27 protein-coding genes are annotated in these 26,224 nt (G+C 51.3%); 10 read left to right on the top strand and 17 right to left on the bottom strand.

Annotation, left to right across the window (positions count from 1 at the left end; translation table 11 throughout):
• Nucleotides 1-12 precede the first annotated feature (12 nt).
• Together rpmG and mutM are read left to right on the top strand one after the other, a co-directional pair.
• On the top strand, nt 13-180 hold the full coding sequence (gene rpmG, locus V5P19_RS14300; RefSeq protein ID WP_003024094.1) for a 50S ribosomal protein L33: 168 nt from the start codon (nt 13-15) through the stop codon (nt 178-180).
• A 72-nt stretch (nt 181-252) separates the two neighbouring features.
• Entirely contained in the window at nt 253-1,062 is an 810-nt protein-coding gene (gene mutM, locus V5P19_RS14295) for a bifunctional DNA-formamidopyrimidine glycosylase/DNA-(apurinic or apyrimidinic site) lyase (protein WP_334404349.1), read from the top strand.
• Nucleotides 1,063-1,064: 2 nt separating this feature from the next.
• On the opposite strand, the gene coaD is transcribed toward mutM, so the two are convergent.
• The 7 genes from coaD to rfaQ form a co-directional block, all read right to left on the bottom strand.
• A complete protein-coding gene (gene coaD / locus V5P19_RS14290) occupies nt 1,065-1,544 on the bottom strand; it encodes a pantetheine-phosphate adenylyltransferase (protein WP_334404347.1) in 480 nt (159 codons plus the stop codon).
• 3 nt (nt 1,545-1,547) lie between these two features.
• Nucleotides 1,548-2,318 (bottom strand): glycosyltransferase family 2 protein, encoded by a 771-nt coding sequence (locus V5P19_RS14285; protein WP_334404345.1) that lies wholly within the window; start codon nt 2,316-2,318, stop codon nt 1,548-1,550.
• Nucleotides 2,318-3,592: a lipid IV(A) 3-deoxy-D-manno-octulosonic acid transferase gene (waaA, locus tag V5P19_RS14280; RefSeq protein WP_334404343.1), complete on the bottom strand. Its 1,275-nt coding sequence runs from the start codon at nt 3,590-3,592 to the stop codon at nt 2,318-2,320. Before waaA ends, V5P19_RS14285 begins: the two co-directional genes overlap by 1 nt.
• A gap of 66 nt (nt 3,593-3,658) precedes the next feature.
• Nucleotides 3,659-4,648, bottom strand: a complete 990-nt coding sequence (locus tag V5P19_RS14275) for a glycosyltransferase (RefSeq protein WP_334404341.1) — start codon at nt 4,646-4,648, stop codon at nt 3,659-3,661.
• Between the two features lie 14 nt (nt 4,649-4,662).
• A complete protein-coding gene (locus tag V5P19_RS14270) occupies nt 4,663-5,760 on the bottom strand; it encodes a glycosyltransferase (RefSeq protein ID WP_334404626.1) in 1,098 nt (365 codons plus the stop codon).
• A gap of 2 nt (nt 5,761-5,762) precedes the next feature.
• On the bottom strand, nt 5,763-6,890 hold the full coding sequence (locus tag V5P19_RS14265) for a glycosyltransferase family 4 protein (protein ID WP_334404339.1): 1,128 nt from the start codon (nt 6,888-6,890) through the stop codon (nt 5,763-5,765).
• The gene (gene rfaQ / locus V5P19_RS14260; protein WP_334404337.1) at nt 6,890-7,957 is read right to left on the bottom strand and encodes a putative lipopolysaccharide heptosyltransferase III; all 1,068 of its coding nucleotides are present in this window, start codon (nt 7,955-7,957) and stop codon (nt 6,890-6,892) included. Before rfaQ ends, V5P19_RS14265 begins: the two co-directional genes overlap by 1 nt.
• A gap of 150 nt (nt 7,958-8,107) precedes the next feature.
• On the opposite strand from rfaQ, the gene V5P19_RS14255 reads away from it, so the two are divergent.
• Nucleotides 8,108-9,064 (top strand): polysaccharide deacetylase family protein, encoded by a 957-nt coding sequence (locus V5P19_RS14255; RefSeq protein ID WP_334404335.1) that lies wholly within the window; start codon nt 8,108-8,110, stop codon nt 9,062-9,064.
• Between the two features lie 23 nt (nt 9,065-9,087).
• Here the strand turns inward: V5P19_RS14255 and V5P19_RS14250 are convergent, their stop codons facing one another.
• Genes V5P19_RS14250 through rfaD form a run of 6 tightly spaced genes read right to left on the bottom strand, consistent with a single transcriptional unit; the run spans nt 9,088 to nt 15,282 of the window.
• The gene (locus tag V5P19_RS14250; protein WP_334404333.1) at nt 9,088-10,299 is read right to left on the bottom strand and encodes an O-antigen ligase family protein; all 1,212 of its coding nucleotides are present in this window, start codon (nt 10,297-10,299) and stop codon (nt 9,088-9,090) included.
• Entirely contained in the window at nt 10,287-11,195 is a 909-nt protein-coding gene (locus V5P19_RS14245; RefSeq protein ID WP_334404330.1) for a glycosyltransferase family 2 protein, read from the bottom strand. Before V5P19_RS14245 ends, V5P19_RS14250 begins: the two co-directional genes overlap by 13 nt.
• 5 nt (nt 11,196-11,200) lie before the next feature.
• Nucleotides 11,201-12,310, bottom strand: coding sequence for a glycosyltransferase family 9 protein (locus tag V5P19_RS14240; protein ID WP_334404328.1), 1,110 nt, complete (start codon nt 12,308-12,310; stop codon nt 11,201-11,203).
• A gap of 3 nt (nt 12,311-12,313) precedes the next feature.
• On the bottom strand, nt 12,314-13,297 hold the full coding sequence (gene rfaC, locus V5P19_RS14235) for a lipopolysaccharide heptosyltransferase RfaC (protein WP_334404326.1): 984 nt from the start codon (nt 13,295-13,297) through the stop codon (nt 12,314-12,316).
• 3 nt (nt 13,298-13,300) lie between these two features.
• Nucleotides 13,301-14,347 carry an ADP-heptose--LPS heptosyltransferase RfaF gene (gene rfaF / locus V5P19_RS14230; protein WP_334404324.1) on the bottom strand — a complete coding sequence of 349 codons (1,047 nt, stop codon included), beginning with the start codon at nt 14,345-14,347 and terminating at the stop codon, nt 13,301-13,303.
• A 2-nt stretch (nt 14,348-14,349) separates the two neighbouring features.
• On the bottom strand, nt 14,350-15,282 hold the full coding sequence (gene rfaD, locus V5P19_RS14225; RefSeq protein ID WP_334404323.1) for an ADP-glyceromanno-heptose 6-epimerase: 933 nt from the start codon (nt 15,280-15,282) through the stop codon (nt 14,350-14,352).
• Between the two features lie 215 nt (nt 15,283-15,497).
• Between rfaD and kbl the strand changes: the two genes are divergently transcribed.
• Both kbl and tdh read left to right on the top strand, forming a co-directional pair.
• The gene (gene kbl / locus V5P19_RS14220) at nt 15,498-16,694 is read left to right on the top strand and encodes a glycine C-acetyltransferase (protein ID WP_334404321.1); all 1,197 of its coding nucleotides are present in this window, start codon (nt 15,498-15,500) and stop codon (nt 16,692-16,694) included.
• Between the two features lie 9 nt (nt 16,695-16,703).
• A complete protein-coding gene (gene tdh, locus V5P19_RS14215; protein ID WP_334404319.1) occupies nt 16,704-17,732 on the top strand; it encodes an L-threonine 3-dehydrogenase in 1,029 nt (342 codons plus the stop codon).
• Nucleotides 17,733-17,760: 28 nt separating this feature from the next.
• Here tdh and V5P19_RS14210 read toward each other — a convergent pair whose 3' ends face one another.
• Nucleotides 17,761-18,855 carry a glycosyltransferase family 9 protein gene (locus V5P19_RS14210; RefSeq protein WP_334404317.1) on the bottom strand — a complete coding sequence of 365 codons (1,095 nt, stop codon included), beginning with the start codon at nt 18,853-18,855 and terminating at the stop codon, nt 17,761-17,763.
• A gap of 294 nt (nt 18,856-19,149) precedes the next feature.
• Between V5P19_RS14210 and V5P19_RS14205 the strand changes: the two genes are divergently transcribed.
• Entirely contained in the window at nt 19,150-19,950 is an 801-nt protein-coding gene (locus tag V5P19_RS14205; protein ID WP_334404315.1) for a glycosyltransferase family 2 protein, read from the top strand.
• Between the two features lie 6 nt (nt 19,951-19,956).
• Here V5P19_RS14205 and V5P19_RS14200 read toward each other — a convergent pair whose 3' ends face one another.
• The 3 genes from V5P19_RS14200 to gpmM are packed head-to-tail and all read right to left on the bottom strand — an operon-like array spanning nt 19,957 to nt 23,724.
• Nucleotides 19,957-20,883, bottom strand: coding sequence for a divergent polysaccharide deacetylase family protein (locus V5P19_RS14200; protein WP_334404313.1), 927 nt, complete (start codon nt 20,881-20,883; stop codon nt 19,957-19,959).
• Between the two features lie 3 nt (nt 20,884-20,886).
• The gene (gene envC, locus V5P19_RS14195; RefSeq protein WP_334404624.1) at nt 20,887-22,146 is read right to left on the bottom strand and encodes a murein hydrolase activator EnvC; all 1,260 of its coding nucleotides are present in this window, start codon (nt 22,144-22,146) and stop codon (nt 20,887-20,889) included.
• A 33-nt stretch (nt 22,147-22,179) separates the two neighbouring features.
• Nucleotides 22,180-23,724: a 2,3-bisphosphoglycerate-independent phosphoglycerate mutase gene (gpmM, locus tag V5P19_RS14190; protein ID WP_334404311.1), complete on the bottom strand. Its 1,545-nt coding sequence runs from the start codon at nt 23,722-23,724 to the stop codon at nt 22,180-22,182.
• A gap of 248 nt (nt 23,725-23,972) precedes the next feature.
• On the opposite strand from gpmM, the gene V5P19_RS14185 reads away from it, so the two are divergent.
• The 4 genes from V5P19_RS14185 to gpsA are packed head-to-tail and all read left to right on the top strand — an operon-like array spanning nt 23,973 to nt 26,186.
• Nucleotides 23,973-24,404, top strand: coding sequence for a rhodanese-like domain-containing protein (locus tag V5P19_RS14185; protein WP_334404309.1), 432 nt, complete (start codon nt 23,973-23,975; stop codon nt 24,402-24,404).
• 11 nt (nt 24,405-24,415) lie between these two features.
• Complete coding sequence (grxC, locus tag V5P19_RS14180) at nt 24,416-24,667, top strand: glutaredoxin 3 (RefSeq protein WP_080329847.1); 252 nt, start codon at nt 24,416-24,418, stop codon at nt 24,665-24,667.
• 32 nt (nt 24,668-24,699) lie between these two features.
• On the top strand, nt 24,700-25,167 hold the full coding sequence (gene secB / locus V5P19_RS14175; protein ID WP_334404305.1) for a protein-export chaperone SecB: 468 nt from the start codon (nt 24,700-24,702) through the stop codon (nt 25,165-25,167).
• Nucleotides 25,167-26,186 carry an NAD(P)H-dependent glycerol-3-phosphate dehydrogenase gene (gene gpsA / locus V5P19_RS14170; protein WP_334404303.1) on the top strand — a complete coding sequence of 340 codons (1,020 nt, stop codon included), beginning with the start codon at nt 25,167-25,169 and terminating at the stop codon, nt 26,184-26,186. Before secB ends, gpsA begins: the two co-directional genes overlap by 1 nt.
• Nucleotides 26,187-26,224: the final 38 nt, after the last annotated feature.

Here is a 26,224-nt window from a genome sequence, read left to right as displayed (position 1 = left end):
AGGAAATAAATCATGGCTAAAGGTATTCGTGAGAAAATCAAGCTGGTTTCTTCTGCTGGTACAGGTCACTTCTACACCACCACGAAGAACAAACGTACTAAGCCGGAAAAACTGGAACTGAAGAAATTCGATCCAGTTGTACGCCAGCACGTACTGTACAAAGAAGCTAAAATTAAATAATTTTAGTCTCCTTGTACTGAAAAACCCCGCAACTGCGGGGTTTTTTGCATTCTGCATCTCAACGGAGGAACCATGCCTGAATTACCTGAGGTAGAGACCAGCCGACGCGGCATTGAGCCCCATCTGGTTGGCGCGACTATTCTTCATGCCGTCGTTCGTAATGGTCGTCTCCGCTGGCCCGTTTCCGATGAGATCCACGCGTTAAGTGACAAACCGATCCTCAGCGTCCAGCGTCGTGCCAAGTATCTGCTGCTGGAGTTGCCTGACGGCTGGATCATCATCCATCTTGGTATGTCTGGAAGTTTGCGTATTCTTAGCGAAGAACTGGCCGCGGAAAAGCACGATCACGTAGACCTGGTGATGAGCAACGGCAAAGTGCTGCGTTATACCGACCCACGGCGCTTTGGCGCATGGCTATGGACCAAAGAGCTTGAGGGACATAGCGTACTGGCGCATCTGGGGCCAGAGCCGCTCTCGGAGGCGTTTAACGCGGAATACCTGAAAGCGAAGTGTGCGAAGAAGAAAACCCCGATTAAGCCCTGGCTGATGGATAACAAGCTGGTAGTCGGCGTGGGGAATATTTATGCCAGCGAATCGTTGTTTGCGGCCGGGATCCATCCCGATCGGTTGGCCTCTTCACTGTCGGCGCAGGAGTGTGAGCTGCTGGTCAGAGTGATTAAAGCGGTATTGCTTCGCTCGATTGAGCAGGGCGGGACAACGCTGAAGGATTTCCTGCAAAGTGACGGCAAGCCAGGCTATTTTGCCCAGGAATTGCAGGTGTACGGTCGCAAAGGTGAACCGTGTAGAATATGCGGGACGCCGATTATCGCAACAAAGCACGCCCAGCGCGCGACTTTCTACTGCCGTCAGTGTCAGAAATAGGGTTACTTTAGCTTATCCATCAACGCGTTGTGGACGTTTACCGGCAGAAAATGGGTCACATCACCGTGATGGCGTGCCACCTCTTTCACCAGCGTTGATGAGATAAATGACCACTCTTTGGAAGGCATCAGGAAAACGCTCTCCAGATCCGGCATCAGGTGGCGGTTCATGTGCGCCAACTGCATCTCATACTCAAAGTCTGCCACCGCGCGTAAGCCACGGATCAGGATATTTGCCTGCTGAGCACGGGCGAAGTTAGCCATCAGATCGCTGAACCCGACCACTTCAACATTCGGCAGGTGCGAAATAGCATCGGTGGCAAGCTGTACGCGCTCGTTCAGATCGAACATCGGTTTCTTGCTGGGGCTTGCGGCAATCGCCAGAATCACCTTATCGAACATGCTCGCCGCACGGGTGATGATATCAAGATGGCCGTTGGTGATGGGATCGAAGGTACCCGGATAAATCGCTTTTGTGCTCATGGCTCACGTTTTCTCTGAGTAGCCGCGGCAGAGCGCCCACAGCTCGGTGTATTTGTTGAAAGTATACTGGGCATTTACTACCGCCAGTAACCAGCCCTGTTTGCCGTCCAGCACGCCGCCACGCAGCAGCAGCGTTTTCAGAAACGCACCAAGAGTATGGGTGAATATCCCTGTTAGCGTGGCCTTCTTGCCGCGCTGGTGACGCTCCTGCGCCCATGCGGTGGCATAGTTGAGCTGCTTACGCTGGAAGCTGGCGAAATCGCGACAGGTCAAGTGGAGCAGATCGCCCGATAAGGGAATGACCTGAGCGCTATCGCAGGCAAGTGACTCATGAACCAGGCTGTCATTGTACTGGTAGCGTTCGCGTTCATACAGGCGCATCACGCGGTCAGGATACCAGCCGCTGTGGCGCATAAACCGGCCAAGGAAATAATTACGACGCGCAATGCTGTATACCGCGCCATGCTGAGGCGCGGAAAGCACGGCCTGAATGGCTCTCTGCAGTTCCGGCGTGACGCGCTCGTCGGTATCGATCATTAGTACGTAATCACCGGTGGCATAGGCTTGCGCTCGCTGACGCTGGATGCCATAACCTTTCCAGTCAGTATCGACATAGACTGTTACGCCCGCGGCACTGGCGACGTCCACCGTACTGTCCTCGCTGCCGGAATCGAGCAGGATTATTTCGTCAGCCCAGGCAACAGAGGCCAGGCAGTCCGGAAGCAGGTCGGCGGCGTTTTTGGCGATCATCACGACCGACAGACGCGTAGACATTAGTGGCTCCGCTGAGGCAGATAAGGTTGCAGAAGCTGTAGCAGACGGGTCAGTGCGCCCTGATTCTGGTGCAGCACTTCGACGGCATGGCGACCGTACCACAGGCGGTAATCTTCGTCAGTCAGGAGGGTTGAAACCTCTTTGACCACGGAGTCCGCATCGGTCACGGTAATCAAACCATCGGCTTGCTGCAATTTAGCGCAGATATCTTTAAAGTTAAAAATATGCGGCCCCATCAGTACCGGAATAGCGTGTGCAGCCGGCTCCAGTGGGTTGTGGCCACCCCGCTCGACAAGACTGCCGCCAACAAACGCGAGGTCAGCAATTCCGTACAGCAGCATCAGCTCACCCATCGTATCGCCAATCACCACTTGGGTGCTGCCGGAAGGGATTTCACCGCTGCTGCGCAGGGTGTAGCTGAAACCGCCTTTCTGCACCATATCTCGGGCATCTTTGAAACGCTCGGGATGACGGGGAACCAGAATAAGCAGTAAATCAGGGAACTTCTCCAGCAGTTTGCGATGGGCCTGCAGGATAATTTCTTCTTCACCATCATGGGTACTGGTGGCAATCCACACCTGGCGACGCGGTGCCCACTGGCGACGCAGCGTCACCGCACGGGCGGCGAGTTCAGGGGTGACAGAAATATCGAACTTCAGGCTACCCGTCACCGCAAGCTGATTACGTTTCAGGCCAAGGGCGATAAAGCGCGCGGCATCTTCTTCATTCTGAGCGGCAATCAGGGTGATTTTGCTGAGCAGGCGGCGCATAAATTTACCCAGCTTGCCGTAGCCCTTCGCCGAGCGTTCAGACAGGCGAGCGTTGGCAATCACCAGCGGGATCTTGCGGGCATGCAGGGCGGAAATCATATTCGGCCACAGCTCGGTTTCCATCACGATCACCAGCTTAGGGCGAACGGTATTCAGGAAGCGGTTCATGGCGCAGGGCAGATCGTAAGGTAGGTAGACGTGTTGTACGTCTTTCCCGAAAGCGGATAATGCGCGTTCAGAGCCGGTTGGGGTCATGGTAGTGACGGTGATCGGCAGTGACGGATAGCGGTGGCGCAGGGCGCGAACCAGTGGAATAGCTGCCAGCGTTTCGCCAACTGAAACGGAATGCAGCAAGATACCGTCCGGGGTGACTTTATTGCGGCAGTAACCATAGCGCTCAGCCCAGCGTTTTCGATACGCAGGCGCTTTACGGCTACGAAGCAACAGTCTCAGCCACACCAGTGGCTGAATGATGTAAAGAAGGGCGGTATACAACAATTCCAAGCGATTATCCGTTTTTTTAGTTTCGGCGGGCAAATTCTAAGCATTTAGGCCAGGTAAAGCTATCTCTTATGCCAGATACCGTTTTAAACGAAAATAACGACGTCCCAGGCGCCAGCGCAGTCGTGGGCTTTTTGCACTTTTCCAGATGAGTTTCCAGATACCATTTTGGAAAAACTCTTTGATAATCATTGATTTTTTTTCTTCATCTTTCATGTTATCGAAAGTGTGAATAATCCCGAGCCCTTCTTTGGCAATTTGCCAGTGGCAGGCAGGGATGCTTTTCACCTTCTCCGGATAACGCTGATTGATGGCATCAAGCATCTGCAAAATTTTCATGTAATGACGGGCTGAGCGAATCAGGGTGTCATCATTGTCTGGCATATGAGATACCGATGCAGAGTGAATGTAGTAATCATAATAACGTTCACTGGTGTACTGAACCCGTTCCGCCGCAAGCAGCACTTCAGTCGTCCACGGGATGTCCTGATGGCGCAGACCCGGCTCGAAGCGAAAACCGTTCTGACGAATAAAGTCATGGCGATAGATATTGAGCCAGGTGACATGCAGGAACTTACGTGAATCCAGCGCCATTTTTAGCCATGCAGAGCCGGTCATTACGCCTGTTGACGCCAGTTTGTCTTCAGGAAATATGGGGCGCGAGGGCTTTTTATCATTTTCCCAAACGTAGTTCCCGTTACAAGTCGCGACATCCAGACTTTGCGTAACGGCCATATCCAGCAGGCGCTGATACATGCCTGGTTTAAAGACATCATCAATATCAGGGAATGACAAGTATTGGCCCGTCGCCACAGCCAGACCGGTATTACGCGCGATGGAGACGCCCTGATTTTGCTGTTCGATAACCTGCAACTTGGGCAGCTTTTCGCGCCAGTTTTCAACAATCTGCATTGAGGAATCGGTGGAGCCATCATTGACGATGATGACTTCCATACTGTCGATATTTTGATTCACAAGGCAGGTAAAGAACTGATCCAGAAAAGCTTCACCGTTATAAACGGCAACCACCACGCTTAATAAAGGCGCTGAATTTTGCATAAGAAACCTGATTATTATTGATTGTCGACCAAAGCGATGTATTGCTGGCAAATGGCGTTGATACCGAATGATGCGATCGTTGCACGGTCAACAACCAGCGGAGCGGCATAAACATCTGCCAGCGTTTTTGCCAGTGACGCGTCATTCATTTCCGTCAGTCCGCGCGCGAGGGCGCCTGTAAGAATTTCGGCTGGCCCACCCGGACAGTTAGTGCTGACGGGCGGCGTCTGGCAAATGATTGATTCAACCAGCACATTACCAAAACCTTCACAGTCCGAGCTTAACACTAAGAGGCGCGCCCCCTTAATCCACGGGTAGGGATTAGGCTGGAATGGACGGAAAATAATCTTATTTTCGATCCCCAGTTCGGCGGCAAGCTGTTTGAGTGCCTGAATTTTTGAATCAGAGCCATTGCCCATCATCACCAGCGACGTATCAAGGTTGCTCAGCGCGAATGCACGCAGAAGGCGGTCGTGGCGTTTATGCTCGTGGAAGCGGCCCACATGAATAATGTAATCCTGTCCCTGCATCTCAAAAGGCGCGTCCGCAAGGCGCTGTATCTCGGGAATATCGAAGGGATTATGGATGACCGCTTTGCGCCGAAGCGTGATGGCCAGCGTGTCTGAAAGGTCATGCAGCACGGCGGCGGAAACGGCGACAACATTGCGGTTTTCGTAGGTATGACGAATTTTATAATGTTTAAACCAGCGTGAAAGCCCGTTGCGATGGCGAAGATAGGAAAAGGAGAACATGCCATGAACGCAGAACCAGACCTTATCCCGCTCCAGAACATGACTGTGCGCCACGATGCGATCGGTTTTATGAAGATGTGAGAACACAACGTCAAATTTTCCGCTGCGCTCCGCCTGCTTAACGGCGTTATCCAGAAGCTGCGCGCGGCGAGGAATTTCGGTGAGTTTTCGCCACGGCGTTTTGCACGTATCCTGAATGACGTGAAAATCAATGCCTTCCGGAATGGTGTAATCACATACCTTCCGCAAGGAGAAAAGGGAAACCTGATGTCCCATTTCTATCAATCCGCTGGAGAGAGTGAGAACCGTTTTTTCGGCTCCTCCACCGGGCAAACCATCAATAATCATTAGGATGCGCATCATTAATCCAGTAATTTTTGATAAAGCGAAATAAGCTGACTTGACAGTTTTTCAGGGGTTGCTTCTTTGACGCGTTCACGCGCCGCGAGCCCCATATTGTTATTCTTTTCCAGTGAAGGCGTGGCGGCTATAGCCTCCTTCAATGTGCTGATATCAAGCGCGTCACAATAAAAGCCGTTCTTACCTTGTTCAATAAATTCTGCCCCGCCGCAACTCTCTGACGTAATGACGGGCAAGCCGCAGGCCATCGCTTCAAGAATGACGTTTGGGAAAGGATCATACAGCGTTGGCAGCAGTAAACCATCAGATAGCTGGTAAAAAGGCAGCGTCTCTTTTTGCATCCCCATAAAGCGGATTTGCCCTTCACACCCCAGCGACCTGGCGAGATCGCGGTAACGACTTTCTGCTTTATCCTGCCCAACCACAATCAGCCACGCCTCTGTTCCTGCAATAGCGCGGATGGCGCTGGCCAGGCCCTTGCGTTCAAATCCTGATCCGACGAAACAGAACACGACGGCATCAGCGGGTAAACCCGCCTGTCGACGCAGCACGGCACGTTGCGTCTCTTCTGCCGGAATGAAGCGGCTGGAATCAATTGAATTATAAATCACATGTATCTTTTTTGCGTCAATATCAAAGTCTTCGACGATCTCACGTTTGATCATCTCCGCATTGCATATCACCGCTTTTAGCTCAGGTGCCTGATACATGTCGCGTTCAGCGTTCATTACGTAACGGTGATAACGATCGTGCATGAGTCGCTTCGCACGCCAGGCTGTCAGGATCCGCGCGCGTTGTAATAGCCAGCGATGATGGACCCCATCCCCCGCGCGATAAATGTCGCAGCCCGGGATGCGCTCGTGACTCTGTACAATATCAAACTGTTGCTGCTGCCACAGCGCACGTGCAGCATGCGCAAATCCGCGTTCTCGGCTGATCCGGCCCCACTTGCGCGGGTCACAGATGTGGATATGCCAGTCGTCTTGTTTTTCACCCTGCCACTCGCGCGTGATGACGTTGAGCTCAAGGTTTTGGTTGCTCAGTGCGGTGAGGGCTCTGGAAACGAAGCGTTCCGCCCCGCCATCAGGGCGGTATTTTTGGCGAACAATGGCCAAACGATGGAGTTTCATTACAGATATCTCCTTGCCGCAGAGACGACAGCATCAACGGGTATCGCATCGAGATAGCGTTCTTTAGTTTTTGTATCAATCTTGTCTGGGTCGGGAAGTGGACCATAGTTACCCGCCCAGATCACTTCTCCGTTGACCTGCCACGGTGACCAGAACGTGAGTTTTGAGGGGCCAAAGAGCGCGATGCAGGGGGTCTGTAGCGCCGCAGCCATGTGCATAGGAACGGAATCAACGCCAATAAACAGACGCGCATGATCGATAAGAGATGCTAATTGACGCAAGGTCAATTGTCCCGCCAGAGAGACCACACCCGTTTCCGGTGAGGCCGCGAGAATGCGATCGATCATCGCCAGCTCTTTTTTATCCGGCCCGGCCGTGAGCACCACGGTATGGCCATCCTGCTGAAGGGCGGTAATGGTTTGAGCCATCTTGCCTTCGTCCCAGCATTTAAAGAACCAGCGTGACGTCGGCTGGATCACGATAAAGCGCTCTCCCACACCCTTTTGCGTCAGCTTTTGACGGGCATGATCCCAGTCTTCTGTACTGTACGCCATGGTTACGGCAGGCAGAGGGACGACCGGTAACGGCTTTAGAATTGAGAGATTCTGTTCAACGGTGTGCAGCGCCTTATGATTCTCAACTGAGACCAGATCGCTATGGCAGAAACGCCAGAATGCATTTTTACGCTTATTGAATGCGAATCCAAGACGGACGGGTGCACCGGTGAAGCGGGTGACGATGGCGCTACGCCACTGATCGGCAAGGTTAATCACCAGATGATAATGTTGCGCTCGCAGCGCGCACAGCAGCTGCCACTCTTTTTGCAGATGCTTCAGCGTACCTAACTGCTTCCATTTGCGATCGATCCCATAAATTGTCCCGATCGCCGGATGCGCCGCAAGCATGTCGCGCGTTTCTTCATAAAGCAGCACGTCAATACGCGCCTGCGGCCATGTTTGACGCAACGAATCAATGACAGGTGTGGTGAGTAACATGTCGCCATGATGGCGGAGTTTGATCAGTAAAATGCGCAAATCAGGCGTGTCAGGTAAGTTATTCATCATCATCTTATCGGCGTTGTACTAAAAGCAATTCTAATTGACCTGATAGCGACTTGCACTCTTTCTCCATAATGTCAGGAATTTCTTTAGAAGGGTTTACTCCTGCTTTGCACAGTGCGTAACATAGTGATAACTCCTCTGTCTTGCGGACTCATTATGAAAAAACCGGCGTTTATCATCACCATTGATACAGAGGGCGATAATCTCTGGCAAAACCACCGGGTCATAAAAACGGAAAATGCGCGTTACCTTGCGCGTTTTCAGACGCTTTGCGAGCGTTTCGGTTTTAAGCCCGTCTGGCTGACAAATTATGAGATGGCGGTTGAGCCGGTATTCATTGCGTTTGCAAAAGATGTGATAGCTCGCGGTCAGGGTGAGGTAGGAATGCATCTGCACGCGTGGAATAGCCCGCCGGAGCACGATCTTACCGGAGACGACTGGCGTTGGCAGCCCTATCTGATTGAGTTTTCGGATGAGGTGATGCGTGAAAAAGTGCTGTTCATGACGCGCCTGCTGGAAGAGACATTTCAGACTAAAATACTCAGCCACCGCGCCGGACGCTGGGCCTTTGATAGCCGTTACGCCCAGTTGCTGATTGAACTGGGCTATCACGTTGATTGCTCCGTCACGCCGCGCGTGAACTGGCGTAATGCCAAAGGTGCTCCGCAGGGAAATGGCGGGACGAATTACCAGCATTTTCCCGATCGCGCCTACTTTATGGATGCCAATGACATTTCCCGTGCGGGAAACAGTCCTTTACTCGAAGTCCCGATGAGCATTCAGTATAAGCATCCAGCCTGGCTGAATGCCGTTAAGCAGGGCTACGATCGTCTTCGCGGTAAATATCGCTCTCCGTCAGTCAACTGGCTGCGGCCGTCTGGTGGCAATGCCTCGCAGATGATTCAGGTTGCGCAGCAGTGCCTGTCACAAGGAAATGATTACGTCGAGTTTATGCTCCACTCGTCAGAGTTTATGCCGGGCGGGAGCCCTACGTTTAAAGATGACGCGGCGATTGAAGGTTTATATCAGGACCTGGAACAGCTCTTTACGTGGCTATCAGATAAGACGGTGGGAATGACGCTGGCGGAGTTTTATCAGTACAAAAAAAAATAATGCCCGCCACGCGGGCATTATTTTTATCGATTTTTTGTTTGCGAGAACGGTGGGCTTAAGGCAAACAAAACCATAAAGAATATTAATGCTTCTGAACTCAATAATATAACATCTGTTAAGCCATACAGCAGTAGCAAAAGCATGGTCGCCAACAGCAGTCCATTTTTATTGCTAAGTGCGTAAGCGATTATTGATACGAAGAAAAACAGCAATACCGCCAGCCCAGGTATCCCTTGCAGGGAGAATTTTTCGATAAGCTCGTTATGCAGGTGTACTTTGATGTAGACGAGTGCTGTGGCGAGATGCGGATGTCCATTTTTTATATAATCTCGGGTCCATTTTTCTCGATTTTCCAGCGACTGTCCTAATGGATGCGCAAGGCCGTTTTGAATACCAACTGTCCACATGGAGAAACGCGCACCGAGGGAGGTACGGTCAATTCCTTTCTGATATTTCTCAACTTCGGTTTGAGTTTGGGCGATCTTCGGGGCAATCAAAGGTTTATAGCTAACGATGACAATCCCGGCCACAATGCAAAAAAATATCAATGTTGATTTAAGATGTATTTTTCTAAAATGGTAGAGCGTGAGTACAATCGCGAGAAGCAGATATAGCCCCATTGCAGCGCGTGTACCCGTCAAAAGAATCACGAAGTAAGAGAGTAGAATTGTTAATCCAGCAACAACATAAAGTTTTACATTCTGCTGCAGATAGAGACTGTAAACGAAGGCCAGTGAAAGGACGGAATAAACATAAGCAGAAACGGTTGCACGATTTATCGCCATTTCGACGCGCGCCATACCCTGTGAAGCTTGCCACAGCCCATAACCCGTTGCGAGCATAAAACCTATTGCGGAAGCGAATAAAAAATATCTCTGAAAGGTCGCTTTCTCTATATAACTCTTAAAACGGTCTATATAGAAAACAAGGATGCTTGCTAAAATTAATTTCTTGCTTGCTCCCAAATAATCACTGTAAATATTTAGGCCTTCACTTTGGTATTCATAAATCATGTACCATACCAGGTTAACTAACCCAATCAATAAAATGGGATAAGCTATGGTGAATGGTCGTAACGTGAGACTTTTATATTCTAAAGCTAAACCAATAATACTGGCATAAATAGCAATATAGAAAAACTCTCTTTGTTTTCCTGAGCTCACCAATGTTAGCATCAAAGAGATGAGACTTAAAATCATCGCCAATTGGTAGAGTCGTAGTTTTATTTTTTCCATAATGCCTCAATAACCCTTTTTTTGTAGCTGAAACGAACGTCGCTTGCGAGGAAAAACGAGAGTGAATACATAGACGTTACCCGTTGCTTAACGAGTTGCAGTTGCTGAGTTGTGAGAAATTGTTGATGATTGCTGTAGATATCAAACCAGTGGCAATTGACGAGATGCGTAAACTGCGGTGTAAAAGTCTTTTCCATTTTTAACGTGCATTCAATTAGCGGCGTAATTTTACTGGCATCAAGACTGTTCGACAGACTCGTGCTGCGTTTAATGTAGTAATAGTGTCCCTGCCGCTGATAAAATATATTATTGGCCTGCATTAGCATTCCAGGGAATACCGCAAAATCTTCATAACAAATGAAGGAAGGAATCGGATTACTTTCGTAGAGCTTACGATGAATAAACTGGCCGATCAGATGAGCCTGAAAGTCTTTATGCTGTAAGAAACGAGATATTGCTTCATGTTGCGATAAAGGCACTGGGTTAAATCCATGCCAGTCGGTGGTCATTTTCTTGAGATCGCGTATTTCAAGCAAACGCGTGAGTAGCATATCTGGATGCTGTGCCCTCAGGAAGGTTATAGCGTCTTTAAGGCTTTCTGGCTTCAAACGGTCGTCACTGTCGAGCATCGTAATATACTCTCCCGATGCCAGCGCGACTGCGTGTTGACGAACCTTACCCACATTACGATAGTTAACGCGCTGTTCTATTACCGCCGGAAATGCTGGCAACCACTCTTCAATAATCTCCTGGGTAGCGTCCTCAGAGCTGTCATTAATAATAATGATTTCAACATCGTTTTCTATGGAAGCTATTGCTGCTTGCAGGCTTGCAAAGGTGGCGTAGAGCGTAGCTTCAGCGTTATGCGCAGCGATAATCACGCTTAGAAAAGCCATAAAAATTAGTTTCCTTGAGCGTTGATCGCGTCAACCAGTGAACGGTTTTTTGGAAATGAACTGATAAATTGATGAAGCTTATTTAAAGCGGATTCAGTCACCCCGAAAAGCTCTTCCCGATCTTGAGAGAAATAATACCGTGTCTCAAACACATAAGAGCAAATATTGTCATCATTCCCAATCAACATAACATCGCCGAGCGGACGTTGCTCATAATGGCAGCAGGGACCAAAAAGCATCACGATGGGAACATTTACCGCATCAGCGACATAAATGTTCCCAGAGTCAGACGCGATATAGCAATCCATTTTAGAAATGGCCCACGGGAGTTCTTCAAGCGGGATTTGACCAATCAGATTGATGAAATTAGGGATTTCACCATATACGCGAGTGACATCGTCCAGCCATGCTTGCTCATTCGGTGCACCAAAGACATAAAACTCGCAGGGCAGGTCGGCGAGACGATCAACGATACGCTTCCAGATAATCGGAGGAACGGTCTTCGCTTTATTGCCAGCGGCAATGCTAATACCTATACGGATGACGTCCGGCTTATCAAGAATTTCAGGATAAACAGCTGGTTTATAGAGCGGCCTGGTGGCGTGCTTGGGGGCGTCTTGCCACGTCAGCGAGCGGTCGGCCAGCTTTAAGTAATTCGTGACCGACAGCGTCTTTTTGCCGTGTTCTACGATACCATCTGCAGTGGCATAAAAAATCCCGTGGTACCATCTGCGCGTGTAAGTGCTTAAAAATTGCTTGTTTTTTGCATTGCAGACGGAGGCAAAAAAGAGGTTAACGCTGTTGGGTTGCAGCAAATACACATTATCGTAGCGGTTCATAATTCTGCAGGCAAAGTAGAGCTTATGCCACAGGTTACGCTTATGCTGCTCAATAAAGAAAATCTGTTCGATCGTGTCATCGTGCTTCGCCAGCGCACCAACGCTGCGACTGATCAACACATCGCTTTTTTGCAGATACGCCAGTAGAGGCGTTGCATTAATAAAGTCACCGATTTTAGCTGTCTGGATGACAAGGTTTTTCCCCGTGTCTTTGCGGAACAGCTTCCGGAGGAGTTTCACCGGAAAGAGTAAAATCAGCAGAAATACGTAACTCATGGGTTAAATATCCCTGTTGGAAAGCCGATGGCTGCTCTGTAAAAGTGAAAAAATAGCATCTGCGGTAATGTCTCTTGTTTGCTGCGTAGGACTGACCATCTGATGCTGGTTTTTACCGTAGCCCCCAATCAGCCCCGGATCGGTTGGGCCGAAAATCGTAATATTTGGGCGATCCAGCGCAGCGGTTAGGTGGCTTAATCCCGTATCAACAGAAACGACAGCGTTAGCACCTGCCAGCTCGGTGGCAACCTGTGCCAGCGTAAGTTTAGGCAACACCTCCACATGCGAAAAACCTGCAGCTAAACGCTCTGCACGCTCCCGCTCATGTTCAGCGCCCCACGGGAGTTTAATATGGATGCCGGTAGGTTGCATTAGTTCTATCAGCCTTCGCCAGTGCGTTTCCGGCCAGTGCTTATCATCGCGTGTTGTGGCATGGAGGAAGACCAGATACGGCGGTGCACTCGTATCGACATGACGCAGGAAATGCTGCGATATAGCGTAATCGCCCTGAATTTCCGGTTTCGCATAGCCGAGACTTTTTGCAAACAGCTCGCGCGTGCGTTCAACGGCGTGCTGCTGCTTTGCAATATGATGGCGGCGGTTATAGAACAGGCTTGCCAGCGGCTCGCGGGCGGTTTGCCAGTCCATGCCGTGCTTTACGCCATGTGCCAGACGGGTGACCAGCGCGGCGCTCTTGACCAGCCCCTGTGCATCGATAATCGCATCGTAACGCTGTGCCTGAATCGCATCGCGGAAGGCGTTGCGCTCGGCTTTAATCGGCGCGGAGAACCACGCTTTACGCCAGCGGCGAATGGCTACCGGGATCACACGGTCGACCGCTTCATGCCAGGTGGGGATCTGCGAGAAGCCTTCTTCTACTACCCAGTCAAAACGAATACCGGGAACAGCCTGCATAGCATCCGTCAGTGACGGCAGCGTATGCAGCACATCGCCCATTGAAGAGGTTTTAACGATCAATACCCGCATTCGTTATCCTTCTTCGCTCAACAGCAGTGCGTTGAGTTCTTCCAGAACGCGCTCTGGCGTAATGTCAATCAGGCTCTGATGATAGCCTTCTGCCGCATCGCCTTTTCGTACCTTGTGGTATCCGGTGATCAGGCGAATGACGCGTGCTTTATGTGACAGCGGTGGCGTGAAGTCAGGGCTGCTCGGGCCATACAATGCCACCAGAGGGCGGTCGAGCGCGGCGGCGACATGCATTAGGCCGGAGTCATTGGTGACCACGGCCTTACAGGCAGCGATAAGAATGACCGCCTGCTCCAGCTGGGTTTCCCCGGCCAGGTTGCGGCACCAGGCCTGTTGTTCGGTACTGAGTGTGGCAAGGATTTCGTTGCCCGCTTCGTGGTCTTTCGCCGAGCCGAACAGGACAATCTGGTAGCCCTCGTCAATCAGCTGTTTTGCCAGTTCCGCGTAATGATAGTGCGGCCAGCGTTTTGCCGGACCGAATTCTGCACCGGGGCAAAAGCCGATCATCGGGCGCTCAGCAGAGAGACCAAAGGTGTTACAGGTCTGGGATTTCTCGCCTTCGTGAACCTGGAGCTGCGGCCATAACAGCGGCTGAGGCAGATCTTTCGCGCTGCGCATCACGCCTTTATCGTAAGCCAGCGCCACATAGCGCTCGACCATCAGTGGCCAGGCCGCTTTATCCAGCACGCGTGCGTCATTAAGCAGGCCATAGCGCATTTCACCCCGCCAGCCTGTGCGTTGCGGTACACCCGCAAAGAAGGGCACTAAGGCAGATTTGAACGAGTTAGGTAGCACATAAGCACGATCGTAGCGCTTCTCTCGCAGGTTATGACCAAGCTTGCGACGCTCGCCGATCTCCAGCGCTCCGTGGCCGAGCGGCATCGGGATCGCCTCGTTAACTTCCGGCATACGTGACAACAGCGGACGGCACCAGGCAGGTGCCATCACGTCGATTATCGCCTGGGGATAGCGCGCCTTGAGCGTGCGATAGAGACTTTGCGACATCATCATGTCGCCTACCCATGACGGGCCTATCACCAAAATTTTCATACTTATGCGTCGCGGTTCAGCCAGGCCATATATTCCGTGACGCCTTCGGCTACGGTCTTGAACGGCTTGTCATAGCCCGCAGCGCGCAGGTTTGTCATGTCAGCCTGCGTGAACGCCTGGTAACGGCCTTTCAGTTTTTCCGGGAATGGGATGTATTCGATGCTACCTTTCTTGTGGTATGCCAGCGTTGCGTCAGCAACGGCCTGGAAGGATTCTGCGCGACCCGTACCCAGGTTGAAGATACCGGACACACCGTTTTCCCAGAACCACAGGTTCACGGCTGCAACATCACCCACATAGACGAAATCACGCTTAAAGCCGTCGCTGCCTTCGAACAGTTTTGGACTTTCGCCGTTGTTCAACTGGGTGTTCAGGTGGAACGCCACGCTCGCCATGCTGCCTTTGTGGCCTTCGCGCGGCCCGTAAACGTTGAAATAACGGAAGCCAACAATTTGAGAGTTCGCTTCTGGCAGCACCTGACGTACGTATTCGTCGAACAGGAACTTAGAGTAACCGTAGACGTTCAGCGGCTGCTCATATTCGCGGGATTCGATAAAGTCAGAAGTTCTGCCGCCGTAGGTGGCCGCGGAAGAGGCATACAGGAACGGAATTTCACGCTCCAGGCAGTAATGCAGAAGCTCTTTAGAGTATTGATAGTTATTGTCCATCATGTACTTGCCATCCCACTCGGTAGTGGAAGAGCAAGCACCTTCGTGGAAGATGGCTTCGATATCGCCGAACTCTTCACCTGCCATAATCTGGATAAGGAAGTCTTCTTTATCCATGTAGTCAGCGATGTTCAGGTCCACCAGGTTTACAAATTTGGTGCCGTCTTTCAGGTTGTCCACCACCAGGATGTCGGTGATGCCTTTGTCATTGAGGGACTTAACAATATTACTGCCGATAAAGCCCGCGCCGCCGGTAACGATGATCATAACTGTAACCTTTGAAGTGTGGAGCCCGGGCACAATCCCGGACGCTAATGTTTCTATCATATCATTAGTATGGCTGCCCTTCAGCCATTCACCGACATAGCGCAAGGGTACACGTGATTTATGCTGCAAAAACGACAAGAGATAATGTGTCATCTCGTCATAAAGTATAGGTTTGGGTAATATGTGCCGAAATTTGCCGAGTCTGGAGAATTGCAATGCGTGGTGATTTTTACAAACAGTTAAACAGCGACCTTGAGACCGCACGTGCGGAAGGGTTGTTTAAAGAAGAGCGTATTATCACGTCTGCTCAGCAGGCGGACATCACCGTTGCCGATGGCAGCCATGTGATCAACTTTTGTGCGAACAACTACTTAGGTCTTGCTAATCACCCTGAGCTGATTGCCGCTGCGAAAAACGGCATGGACACCCACGGCTTTGGAATGGCTTCCGTGCGCTTTATCTGCGGCACGCAGGACAGCCACAAACAGCTTGAGAAAAAGTTGGCGAACTTCCTGGGGATGGAGGACGCGATCCTGTACTCCTCCTGCTTCGACGCCAACGGCGGCCTGTTTGAGACTCTGCTCGGTGCAGAAGATGCCATCATCTCCGATGCTCTGAACCACGCCTCTATTATCGACGGTGTACGCCTGTGTAAAGCGAAGCGTTTCCGCTATGCCAACAACGACATGGCTGAGCTTGAAGCTCGCCTGAAAGAGGCGCGTGAAGCCGGCGCTCGTCATATTCTGATCGCCACCGACGGCGTGTTCTCCATGGACGGTGTGATCGCCAACCTGAAGGGCGTGTGCGACCTGGCAGATAAATACGATGCGCTGGTGATGGTTGATGACTCTCACGCGGTCGGTTTTGTCGGCGAAAACGGCCGTGGCTCCCATGAATACTGTGACGTGATGGGCCGCGTGGACATCATCACCGGTACGCTGGGTAAAGCGCTCGGCGGCGCGTCTGGCGGCTATACGGCTGCGCGTAAAGAGGTGGTTGAGTGGCTGCGCCAGCGCTCTCGCCCGTACCTGTTCTCCAACTCCCTGGCTCCGGCCATCGTTTCCGCCTCTATCAAAGTGCTGGAGATGGTGGAATCAGGCGCTGAACTGCGCGATCGTCTATGGTCCAACGCGCGTCTGTTCCGTGAAAAAATGAGCGCCGCAGGTTTTACCCTGGCCGGTGCTGACCACGCAATTATTCCGGTGATGCTGGGCGATGCGGTTGTGGCGCAGAACTTTGCCCGCGAACTGCAAAAAGAAGGGATTTACGTGACCGGGTTCTTCTTCCCGGTGGTACCAAAAGGTCAGGCGCGTATCCGCACCCAGATGTCTGCGGCGCATTCGCCTGAACAAATTGAGTGTGCGGTGGAAGCTTTTACCCGCATCGGCAAACAGCTGGGCGTAATTGCCTGAGGACGAGTGATGAAAGCGTTATCCAAACTGAAAGCGGAAGAAGGGATTTGGATGACCGACGTGCCGGAGCCGGAAGTCGGTCATAACGATCTGCTGATCAAAATTCGTAAAACGGCTATCTGCGGTACTGACGTTCACATCTATAACTGGGACCAGTGGTCGCAGAAAACCATTCCTGTCCCCATGGTTGTTGGTCATGAGTATGTCGGCGAAGTGGTCGGTATTGGTCAGGAAGTAAAAGGCTTTAAAATTGGCGATCGCGTCTCTGGCGAAGGTCATATCACCTGTGGTCATTGCCGTAACTGCCGCGGCGGACGTACGCACCTGTGCCGCAATACCGTTGGCGTGGGCGTCAACCGCCCGGGCTGCTTCGCAGAATATCTGGTGATCCCGGCGTTCAACGCGTTCAAAATCCCGGACAACATCTCTGACGATCTGGCCTCCATCTTTGACCCGTTCGGCAACGCCGTGCACACCGCGCTCTCCTTCGACCTGGTGGGTGAAGATGTGCTGGTGTCGGGCGCGGGCCCGATCGGTATTATGGCGGCTGCGGTCGCGAAACACGTGGGTGCGCGCAACGTCGTGATTACCGATGTGAATGAGTATCGCCTGTCGCTGGCGCGTAAAATGGGCGTGACTCGCGCCGTTGACGTCTCTAAAGAGAACCTGAGCGATGTGATGGAAGAGCTGGGCATGACTGAAGGCTTTGACGTCGGTCTGGAGATGTCCGGTGCGCCACCGGCCTTCCGTACCATGCTCGACACTATGAACCACGGCGGACGTATTGCGATGCTGGGTATTCCGCCGTCTGACATGTCCATCGACTGGAACAAAGTCATCTTCAAGGGGCTGTTCATCAAGGGTATTTATGGCCGTGAGATGTTCGAAACCTGGTACAAGATGGCTGCCCTGATCCAGTCCGGGCTGGATCTGTCGCCTATTATTACTCATCGTTTTTCTATTGATGAGTTCCAGCAGGGCTTTGACGCAATGCGTTCTGGGCAATCAGGAAAAGTTATTCTGAGCTGGGATAAGTAATGAAAAAGGGGCCTCAGGCCCCTTTCTATTATGCTGCAGTGCTTTCGCGACTCAGCTTCGTTAATGCTTTTGATGCAATATCATTGATATCGATTTTGTGGTGCTTATCATATATCAGTTGTTCTGAGTTGTTGCCAATAGGTGCAAAAATAGTATTGCCTTCGTATTTTTTATTATGATCCAGCAACATAGAAAAATAGATAGCGATAAGTTTTTTATCGAAGGCACAGGCGATATGTACAATTGCTGTATCTACAGAGACAACTAAATCGGCTTTTTTGATGAGCGTTATGGCATCCCAAAGCGATTTAAAACGACAAATGGTGATTTTGCTATTTTCGATGTGAATGTCTGCTAGTTTCCTTCCCTCACCAACGATAAACACCTGAACATCTGGATCTTGTGCAATCTCATTCGCCAGTTTTTCTAACTGTGAATGTGAGAGACTCCGCTCTGCAACACTTGCGAATGGGTTAAGAACAACGAGCTTTTTTCCTGAGTGAGATTGCAGATAACGATCGATAAAGTCTTCGTGCTCCTGCAACACTGGTAAGGTGTAGCGAAGAAATTCTGGCTTAACATTCAATGTGTTAAGTATTTCACTTTGAGGATTGGTTATATGGAACTCAGAATCAATTGGCAACATTAAGTTATAGGGCTTATCCAGCCACCCGCCAAACCCAACTGCATATTTATAATGGACTTTACGCAGGAGTAGGGTATTGAACAATTCCTTTCTTTTCATCCATGAGTAATGGCTTATCACTAAATCGGTCTCGATGATGTTCATTGCATCGATATTATTGATTTCGGCAATATAGACTTCATCAATATCCGTCATTTTTTCAAATAAATCGCGATTTCGTTCCTCAACGATGACCTGCAGTGTATACCCTGCTTCTTTTAAATTACGCCAGGTCCCAGTATGGCAAACAGCATCACCAATTCCAAGATCGACAAAAGGGAAGAGAATTCTCTTCACTCGGGATACATCAATCTTTTCCCGCCGTTTGTCCTGAAGTTGGCGAGAAACTGAAAGAAGTTTTAACCGCCTTTTAAATTCTTTAGTTTTATGGTTTCGTTGCCTGTTAATTTCCTTCAAGTAACCAATTATTTTCTTCATGATAGTGCTAAACCGAATTAAGAATTTTATTCAAGCTAGTATAATCTTTACGTCTGCGAAAAGGAATGATTGCGAGGATAGAGAGCGGGTGAGGTAAAATTAATGTTACTTAACAATAAGTTGGTTTTTCTTCGTGTTCTGTGGGTGTGGTCACGCTTCTGACCGTACCTTACGCGTACGAGTTTGTGGTAATACTGCCGTGTAAATAAAAAATAAAGTTCAATTCCGGAAGTGACAGTAGTGATGGCCGAAGCTATCTTCTTATGATCCACTTGATTCAGATCGGGAGACAACATGTTCAAGCTAACAGTATGTCTTTTGACATACAATTCTGCTCGTTTGTTACATAAGGTTTTACCCCCTTTGATACGTATTGCAGATGAGATAATTGTTGTCGATTCTGGTAGCTCAGATGAGACGTTATCTATTCTCGAGGAATATGAAATCTCGTCAATTTTTCATCCGTATGCCATGCACGGCGAACAGATGAATATTGCTATTTCCCGGTCAACTCACCGCTGGGTTTTATGCATGGACAGTGATGAAATACTTGATGAAGACACTCTTCAATATATCCTGGCGTTAAAGTCTGGAGAGGAGCCATCAGCCGACTGCGGATGGAGTCTATCCCGCTATTGGTATGTATTAGGCGAGAGAACCCGAACCATTTATCCGATTTCTTCCCCAGATTATCCGTTAAGGTTATTTAATCGTAGTCATGTCAGATTTAACAATAGACCTGTGGATGATAAAGCTGTAGGCGCGGAGCAGGTGACGCGTATACCGGGTCATGTCCGACACGATACATTTTATTCCCTGCATGAAGTTTTTAATAAGTTAAATACCTATACATCTCGGGTCGTAAAGTATCAGGTACTTCGACCTTCAATTGCTCGAGGTGTAGCCAGTGCTATTGGTGCTTTCTTCAAATGGTATTTATTTAGTGGTGCCTGGCGACAGGGGAAAGTTGGGGTTGTTACAGGATTTTATGCCACCGCTTATAGTTTTTTAAAATATTTCAAAGCATGGTACCAGTATCAGGATAAACGAGAGTCCGCGAGCAGGGAACACACTGACTCTCATCTTATTGAATAATTACGCCTACCTGCCCCAGCCCTGCCACTGATGTTGAAAATATTGCACCAGCGTACTCTGGCTCACGCTTTCGGCGAGTACAGCAAAGAACCGTGTTGCATAAACAGGCTCAGGCGTGCGCTTCACTTTACACAGGTTCACACCACTGAATGGATTACGTGGCTGCACTGAAGGCGGCTGAGCGCTGCCGGGACGAGAGTTATCTACCTGCGGTTCATTCAGCAGATCGCTCGGGCGTACCAGCGTGATATCGGAAGGTAAGGTTGGCAGCATTTGCTGCAGGACGCGAACGGTCGACGGATGTGGATGACCGATAGCGATTGCCGAGCCATTTCGGCGCGCCAGTTGAACCGCACGGTTGAACTGTACGCGGATATCGGCTTCATTCTGCGTGTCATCCAGGAATACTTTACGCTTAATCACCTTCACGCCCGTTCCCTGAGCGGCACGCATGGCCTGGCTGTTGCCAATGGTCATGCTGTCGAGGAAATAGAGATTGTAACGCTCCAGCGACTGCATCACCTTCAGCATACCGTACAGGCTGGAGGTCATTGCGCTGCCCATATGGTTATTCAGGCCGACGGCAAAGGGCACTTTATTGTAGGCGTCACGGATAATGCGATCGATTTCATCGCTGCTCATATCGGGTCGCAGCGTGTCCTTTTCCAGCGGCTGTTTGCTGATCGGGGCCATGGGTAAATGGATAAGCACCTGATGGCCGCTGTTGTGAGCTTTGGTGGCCATCTCACGCGCATGCGGCGCATTGGGCAGGACGGCGACAGAGATGGCTGACGGCATCGCCAGCACCTGATTTTCGTAGTGAGGGCGATAACCGAAGTCATCAATCACAATGGCAAGCTTGCCTGCGTATACCGGTGCAGCCAGCGCCAGTACGCTGACGACGGAGAGAACAATTCGACGAAATTGAAGCAAAACTTATCTTCCCAACCACGGCTGTGGATTGACCGCCTGACCCTGGCGACGAATTTCGAAATAGAGTGACGGGCGGCCCTGACCGCCACTGCTGCCCACAAGGGCGATGGGTTGGCCAGCGCGCACCTGAGTGCCGACGCTGACCAGTGCGCTCTGGTTATAACCGTACAGGCTCATATCGCCTTTACCGTGTTCGACCACCACCACCAGCCCGTAACCCTGCAGCCAGTCGGCCAGGATGACGCGGCCGTCGGCGATAGCTTTTACTTCGCTACCTTCAGACGCGCCGATAACAATCCCTTTCCAACGTAGCTCACCCTGTAGCTGTTCGCCATAGCGATGCAAAATTGAACCGCGAACGGGCCAGTAAGCTTGACCGCGAGGCGAGCCCAGACCACCGGTACGCGACATCAGCGAGCGTTCGCTTTCGCTTGGCTTATAGGTTGTGCCTTTGCGAGACGCTTCCTGCTGCTTGTTGCGCACGGCCTGTGCTTCGCGAGCCTCTTTTTCGGCACGCGCTTTAGCGGCCGCTTCGGCGCGGGCAATGCTGTTGCGGAGTTTCGATTCGTTGGCGCGCAGCTCGCTGAGCTGGCTCTGACCTTCCTGAATAGACGATTCAAGGCCAGAAAGCGTTTTCTTACGCTCGTTGCGAGCCTGCTCAAGTTTCGCCTGCTGGGCCTGCTGATCGTAGAGCAACGTCTGCTGCTGACTCTGTTTCTCTTCGAGATCGGCTTTTTGCGTGGTGACTTCTTCGCGCGTCTGCTTCAGCTGCGCGATAGTCTCCTGACGCGCCTGGTTCAGATAACCAAAGTAGGCCTGCAGGCGCTGACCGCGCTGGCTTTCTTCTCCGCTGAGAATCAACTGAAGCCCGGTATGTTCACCCTGGCGGAAGGCGGCATCAAGCTGTGCGGCAAGGCTGCGTTCCTGTGCATCGCGCTGACGTTCCAGTTTGGCAATCGACGCGTTCATTTCGTCGATCTGCTTGTTCAACTGAGCGAGGGTGTTCTGCGTTTCCCGGAGCTTGCGTGCGGCGGCGGAGATGGCCTCTTCCTGCTGTTTGAGCTGGGCGAGAAGCGAGGAGCGTTGCTGCTGTTGCTGGCGTACCGCACGTTCTTTGGCTGCGATATCGGCCTGAATGGATTTCAGCTGGTCGCGGTCATCCGCGTGGGCGGATGCGGCGCACAGCAATACGCCAGCGCTGAGTGCGCTGGCGTAAAGCAGAGGTCTGACTGATAACCTAAGCGGTTTCACGACCCATGTGATTGAAAAAATCGCCTTTCCCCTCATGGGGAGCGATTATTCCACGATGAACAGCGGCTTACCAGTCATCTCTTCAGGGATCGGCATCCCCATCAGCGTCAACATGGTTGGCGCGATGTCTGAAAGCTTACCGCCTTCCACTGCTTTCAATGATTTATCACCAACATAAATCAGCGGAACCGGCAGGTTGGTGTGAGCCGTGTGCGCCTGGCCGGTGGCCGGGTCACGCATCTGCTCTGCGTTACCGTGGTCGGCGGTGATCAGCAGCTGGCCGCCAACGGATTCAACGGCTTTAGTCACCTGCTCAACACAGTGATCTAGCGCTTCAACCGCTTTAACCGCGGCTTCCATGACGCCGGTATGACCCACCATATCGCCATTTGGATAGTTACAAATGATGGTGTCGTATTTGCCGCTTTCGATTGCCGCAACCAGTTTTTCGGTCAGCTCAGCGGAGCTCATTTCTGGCTGCAGATCGTAGGTGGCGACTTTTGGGGAGTTAATCAGAATGCGGTCTTCACCTTTGAACGGCTCTTCTACACCGCCGTTGAAGAAGAAGGTGACGTGGGCATATTTCTCCGTTTCGGAAATACGCAATTGCGTTTTATCTTTTTTCGCCATCCACTCGCCGAAGGTATTTGCCAGCGAGGCTGGTGGGTAAGCGCACGGGGCTTTGATATCAGCAGCGTATTCGGTCAACTGGATGAATTCGAGCTTCACCACTTTCTTACGGGCGAAGCCGTCGAAATCGCTGTTAACGAAAGCACGCGTGATTTCGCGCGCGCGGTCAGCACGGAAGTTCATAAAAATCAGTGTGTCGCCATCTTCCATTGCCGCATCGGCTTGGCCTTCAGCACGAATGACGGTCGCTTTCACGAATTCGTCGTTTTCATCGTGCGCGTAAGCAGCTTCCAGGCCTTCTACCGCGGTGGCGAACTGGAATTCACCTTTTGCCAGCGTCATCAGGTCATAGGCCTGTTCAACACGATCCCAGCGGTTGTCGCGGTCCATAGCGTAGTAGCGGCCAATGATGGAGGCCACGCGACCTTTGCCAAGGGCTGCAAACTTGTCTTCAAAGGCTGTCAACGAGCCTTTTGCGCTGCGTGGCGGCGTGTCGCGGCCATCCAGGAAAGCATGCAGATAGATTTTTTCAGCACCGCGTTCTGCCGCCAGTTCAACCATTGCCATGATGTGATCTTCGTGGCTGTGTACGCCGCCCGCAGAGAGCAGGCCCATGATGTGCACGGCTTTGCCCGTGGCAACGGCTTTATCCACGGCGCCAGACAGCACAGGGTTGGAGAAGAACGTGCGTTCTTTGATTTCAACGTCCAGGCGAGTCAGATCCTGATACACAATGCGACCTGCGCCCAGGTTCACGTGACCCACTTCGGAGTTACCCATCTGGCGATCCGGCAGACCGACTTCCAGACCAGACGCGTCAATCAGGGTATGGGGACGTTTTGCCCACAGTGCATCCATGACGGGGGTTTTTGCGTTGAAAATGGCATTATCCTGCTGATCTTCACGGTAGCCATAGCCATCCAGAATCACCAGTACCATAGGTTTTTTAGAAACCGACATTGCGACAACCTCATGCTCAAGAGACAAAAAATTTGCGTAATTTTACTACAGCTGAATCGATCAAATAGCCCCAGAAGATCAAAGAATGGGTACTGGCAAGGCCTTCACCGACTATTTTGGGGCTTTTTTTTCGTGGCAGGCCGCAGAAAATAGATTAGCTTATTGTCGCTGGCTGTATTTGCCACAACGCACAGGTATACTCCTGTCCTGGTTTTTTTTAATCACTAAGTCGGGAGTCTTTACCCCCCATGCAAGAAATTATGCAATTTGTTAGCCGCCACCCGGTTCTGAGCATCGCGTGGATTGGCCTGTTGGTCGCCGTACTTTTCACCACCTTTAAAGGCCTGACGTCTAAAATTAAGGTGATCACCCGTGGCGAAGCTACGCGTCTGATCAACAAAGAAGATGCTGTGGTTGTCGATCTGCGTCAGCGCGACGATTTCCGTAAAGGTCACATTGCAGGGGCTATCAACCTGCTGCCTGCTGAAATCAAAGCGAATAACATTGGTGAGCTGGATAAGCATAAAGCTCAGCCGATTATCGTGGTCGACGGCACCGGCATGCAGGCGCAGGAATCTGCCAACTTGCTTCATAAAGCAGGTTTTGAAAACGTAACTGTACTGAAAGAAGGCATTTCCGGCTGGAGCGGGGAAAATCTTCCTTTGGTTCGCGGTAAATAAGAGGTTTAGTGATGGCCAATATTGAGATCTACACCAAAGCAACCTGTCCGTTCTGCCACCGTGCAAAAGCCCTGCTGAACAGCAAAGGCGTAACGTTCCAGGAACTGCCCATCGATGGTGACGCGATAAAACGCGAAGAGATGATTCAACGTAGTGGCCGTACGACGGTTCCGCAGATTTTTATTGATGCGCAGCACATTGGCGGCTGTGATGACTTGTATGCTCTCGACGCGCGTGGTGGACTCGATCCCCTGCTGCGCTAAGAGACTTTAGGACAATTAAAAAGGGTTTTTCCATGTCAGAACAAAACAACACCGAAATGACTTTCCAGATTCAGCGCATCTACACTAAAGATGTTTCTTATGAAGCGCCAAATGCGCCGCATGTTTTCCAGAAAGATTGGCAGCCAGAGGTTAAACTTGATCTGGATACTGCATCCACCCAACTGGCGGATGATGTGTATGAAGTCGTACTGCGTGTGACCGTTACCGCGTCTCTGGGCGAAGAAACTGCATTCCTGTGTGAAGTTCAGCAGGGCGGCATCTTCTCTATTGGCGGTATCGAAGGCAACCAGATGGCACATTGCTTGGGTGCATACTGCCCGAACATTCTGTTCCCGTATGCTCGCGAATGCATCACCAGCCTGGTTTCCCGCGGTACATTCCCGCAACTGAACCTTGCGCCAGTGAACTTTGATGCGCTGTTCATGAACTATCTGCAGCAGCAGTCTGGCGAAGGTGCCGAACAACATCAGGATGCCTGATGAGCACTGTTAATGCGTCAATGACTGTGATCGGTGCCGGTTCTTACGGCACCGCTCTTGCTATCACGTTGGCAAGAAATGGTCACGATGTGGTCCTGTGGGGCCACGACCCTAAACATATCGCGACGTTGCAACACGACCGCTGCAACGTGGCGTTTCTTCCGGACGTTCCGTTCCCTGACTCCCTGCACCTGGAAAGCGATCTGGCGACCGCACTGGCAGCCAGTCGCAATATTTTGATCGTGGTACCGAGCCATGTCTTTGGCCAGGTGTTGCGTCAGATTAAGCCGCTGATGCGCCCCGATGCACGCATTGTGTGGGCGACAAAAGGTCTGGAAGCTGAAACTGGACGCCTGCTGCAGGATGTTGCCCGCGAAGCGTTGGGTGATACCATTCCGCTGGCCGTTATTTCCGGGCCGACCTTTGCCAAAGAGCTGGCGGCAGGTTTGCCGACGGCTATCTCGCTGGCGTCAACCGATCCGGCTTTTTCCGACGATCTTCAGCATCTGCTGCACTGCGGTAAGAGCTTCCGCGTTTACAGCAACCCCGATTTTATCGGCGTACAGCTGGGCGGGGCAGTGAAGAACGTGATTGCGATTGGCGCCGGAATGTCAGACGGCATTGGTTTTGGCGCAAATGCACGAACCGCGCTGATTACCCGTGGCCTTACCGAAATGTCCCGGCTTGGTGCTGCGCTGGGCGCGGATCCGACCACCTTTATGGGGATGGCGGGCCTGGGCGACCTGGTGCTGACCTGTACCGATAACCAGTCACGTAACCGCCGCTTCGGCATGATGCTCGGACAGGGCAGCGATGTACAAAGCGCGCAGGAGAAGATTGGTCAGGTGGTGGAAGGCTACCGCAATACCAAAGAAGTTCGGGAATTGGCGCACCGTTTTGGTGTCGAAATGCCAATAACCGAGGAAATTTATCAGGTATTGTATTGCGGAAAAAATGCGCGCGAGGCAGCATTGACCTTATTAGGTCGTTCGCGCAAGGACGAGCGCAGCAGCAACTAGTCGCAGGGATTCTTGTTAGCTACATGACCCGGCCAGCA

This window comes from Enterobacter sp. UNJFSC 003 (assembly GCF_036903355.1).
Classification (GTDB): domain Bacteria; phylum Pseudomonadota; class Gammaproteobacteria; order Enterobacterales; family Enterobacteriaceae; genus Enterobacter.
Note: the sequence above shows the minus strand (reverse complement) of the source record. Positions and strands in the feature narration are given on the sequence as shown.

Excerpts from the sequence above, each read along its gene's own strand:
- rpmG (WP_003024094.1), top strand. The coding sequence starts at position 13 with ATGGCTAAAGGTATTCGTGAGAAAATCAAGCTGGTTTCTTCTGCTGGT.
- mutM (WP_334404349.1), top strand. The coding sequence starts at position 253 with ATGCCTGAATTACCTGAGGTAGAGACCAGCCGACGCGGCATTGAGCCC.
- coaD (WP_334404347.1), bottom strand. The coding sequence starts at position 1,544 with ATGAGCACAAAAGCGATTTATCCGGGTACCTTCGATCCCATCACCAAC.
- V5P19_RS14285 (WP_334404345.1), bottom strand. The coding sequence starts at position 2,318 with ATGTCTACGCGTCTGTCGGTCGTGATGATCGCCAAAAACGCCGCCGAC.
- V5P19_RS14275 (WP_334404341.1), bottom strand. The coding sequence starts at position 4,648 with ATGCAAAATTCAGCGCCTTTATTAAGCGTGGTGGTTGCCGTTTATAAC.
- V5P19_RS14270 (WP_334404626.1), bottom strand. The coding sequence starts at position 5,760 with ATGCGCATCCTAATGATTATTGATGGTTTGCCCGGTGGAGGAGCCGAA.
- V5P19_RS14265 (WP_334404339.1), bottom strand. The coding sequence starts at position 6,890 with ATGAAACTCCATCGTTTGGCCATTGTTCGCCAAAAATACCGCCCTGAT.
- rfaQ (WP_334404337.1), bottom strand. The coding sequence starts at position 7,957 with ATGATGATGAATAACTTACCTGACACGCCTGATTTGCGCATTTTACTG.
- V5P19_RS14255 (WP_334404335.1), top strand. The coding sequence starts at position 8,108 with ATGAAAAAACCGGCGTTTATCATCACCATTGATACAGAGGGCGATAAT.
- V5P19_RS14250 (WP_334404333.1), bottom strand. The coding sequence starts at position 10,299 with ATGGAAAAAATAAAACTACGACTCTACCAATTGGCGATGATTTTAAGT.
- V5P19_RS14245 (WP_334404330.1), bottom strand. The coding sequence starts at position 11,195 with ATGGCTTTTCTAAGCGTGATTATCGCTGCGCATAACGCTGAAGCTACG.
- V5P19_RS14240 (WP_334404328.1), bottom strand. The coding sequence starts at position 12,310 with ATGAGTTACGTATTTCTGCTGATTTTACTCTTTCCGGTGAAACTCCTC.
- rfaC (WP_334404326.1), bottom strand. The coding sequence starts at position 13,297 with ATGCGGGTATTGATCGTTAAAACCTCTTCAATGGGCGATGTGCTGCAT.
- rfaF (WP_334404324.1), bottom strand. The coding sequence starts at position 14,347 with ATGAAAATTTTGGTGATAGGCCCGTCATGGGTAGGCGACATGATGATG.
- rfaD (WP_334404323.1), bottom strand. The coding sequence starts at position 15,282 with ATGATCATCGTTACCGGCGGCGCGGGCTTTATCGGCAGTAATATTGTT.
- kbl (WP_334404321.1), top strand. The coding sequence starts at position 15,498 with ATGCGTGGTGATTTTTACAAACAGTTAAACAGCGACCTTGAGACCGCA.
- tdh (WP_334404319.1), top strand. The coding sequence starts at position 16,704 with ATGAAAGCGTTATCCAAACTGAAAGCGGAAGAAGGGATTTGGATGACC.
- V5P19_RS14210 (WP_334404317.1), bottom strand. The coding sequence starts at position 18,855 with ATGAAGAAAATAATTGGTTACTTGAAGGAAATTAACAGGCAACGAAAC.
- V5P19_RS14205 (WP_334404315.1), top strand. The coding sequence starts at position 19,150 with ATGTTCAAGCTAACAGTATGTCTTTTGACATACAATTCTGCTCGTTTG.
- gpmM (WP_334404311.1), bottom strand. The coding sequence starts at position 23,724 with ATGTCGGTTTCTAAAAAACCTATGGTACTGGTGATTCTGGATGGCTAT.
- V5P19_RS14185 (WP_334404309.1), top strand. The coding sequence starts at position 23,973 with ATGCAAGAAATTATGCAATTTGTTAGCCGCCACCCGGTTCTGAGCATC.
- grxC (WP_080329847.1), top strand. The coding sequence starts at position 24,416 with ATGGCCAATATTGAGATCTACACCAAAGCAACCTGTCCGTTCTGCCAC.
- secB (WP_334404305.1), top strand. The coding sequence starts at position 24,700 with ATGTCAGAACAAAACAACACCGAAATGACTTTCCAGATTCAGCGCATC.
- gpsA (WP_334404303.1), top strand. The coding sequence starts at position 25,167 with ATGAGCACTGTTAATGCGTCAATGACTGTGATCGGTGCCGGTTCTTAC.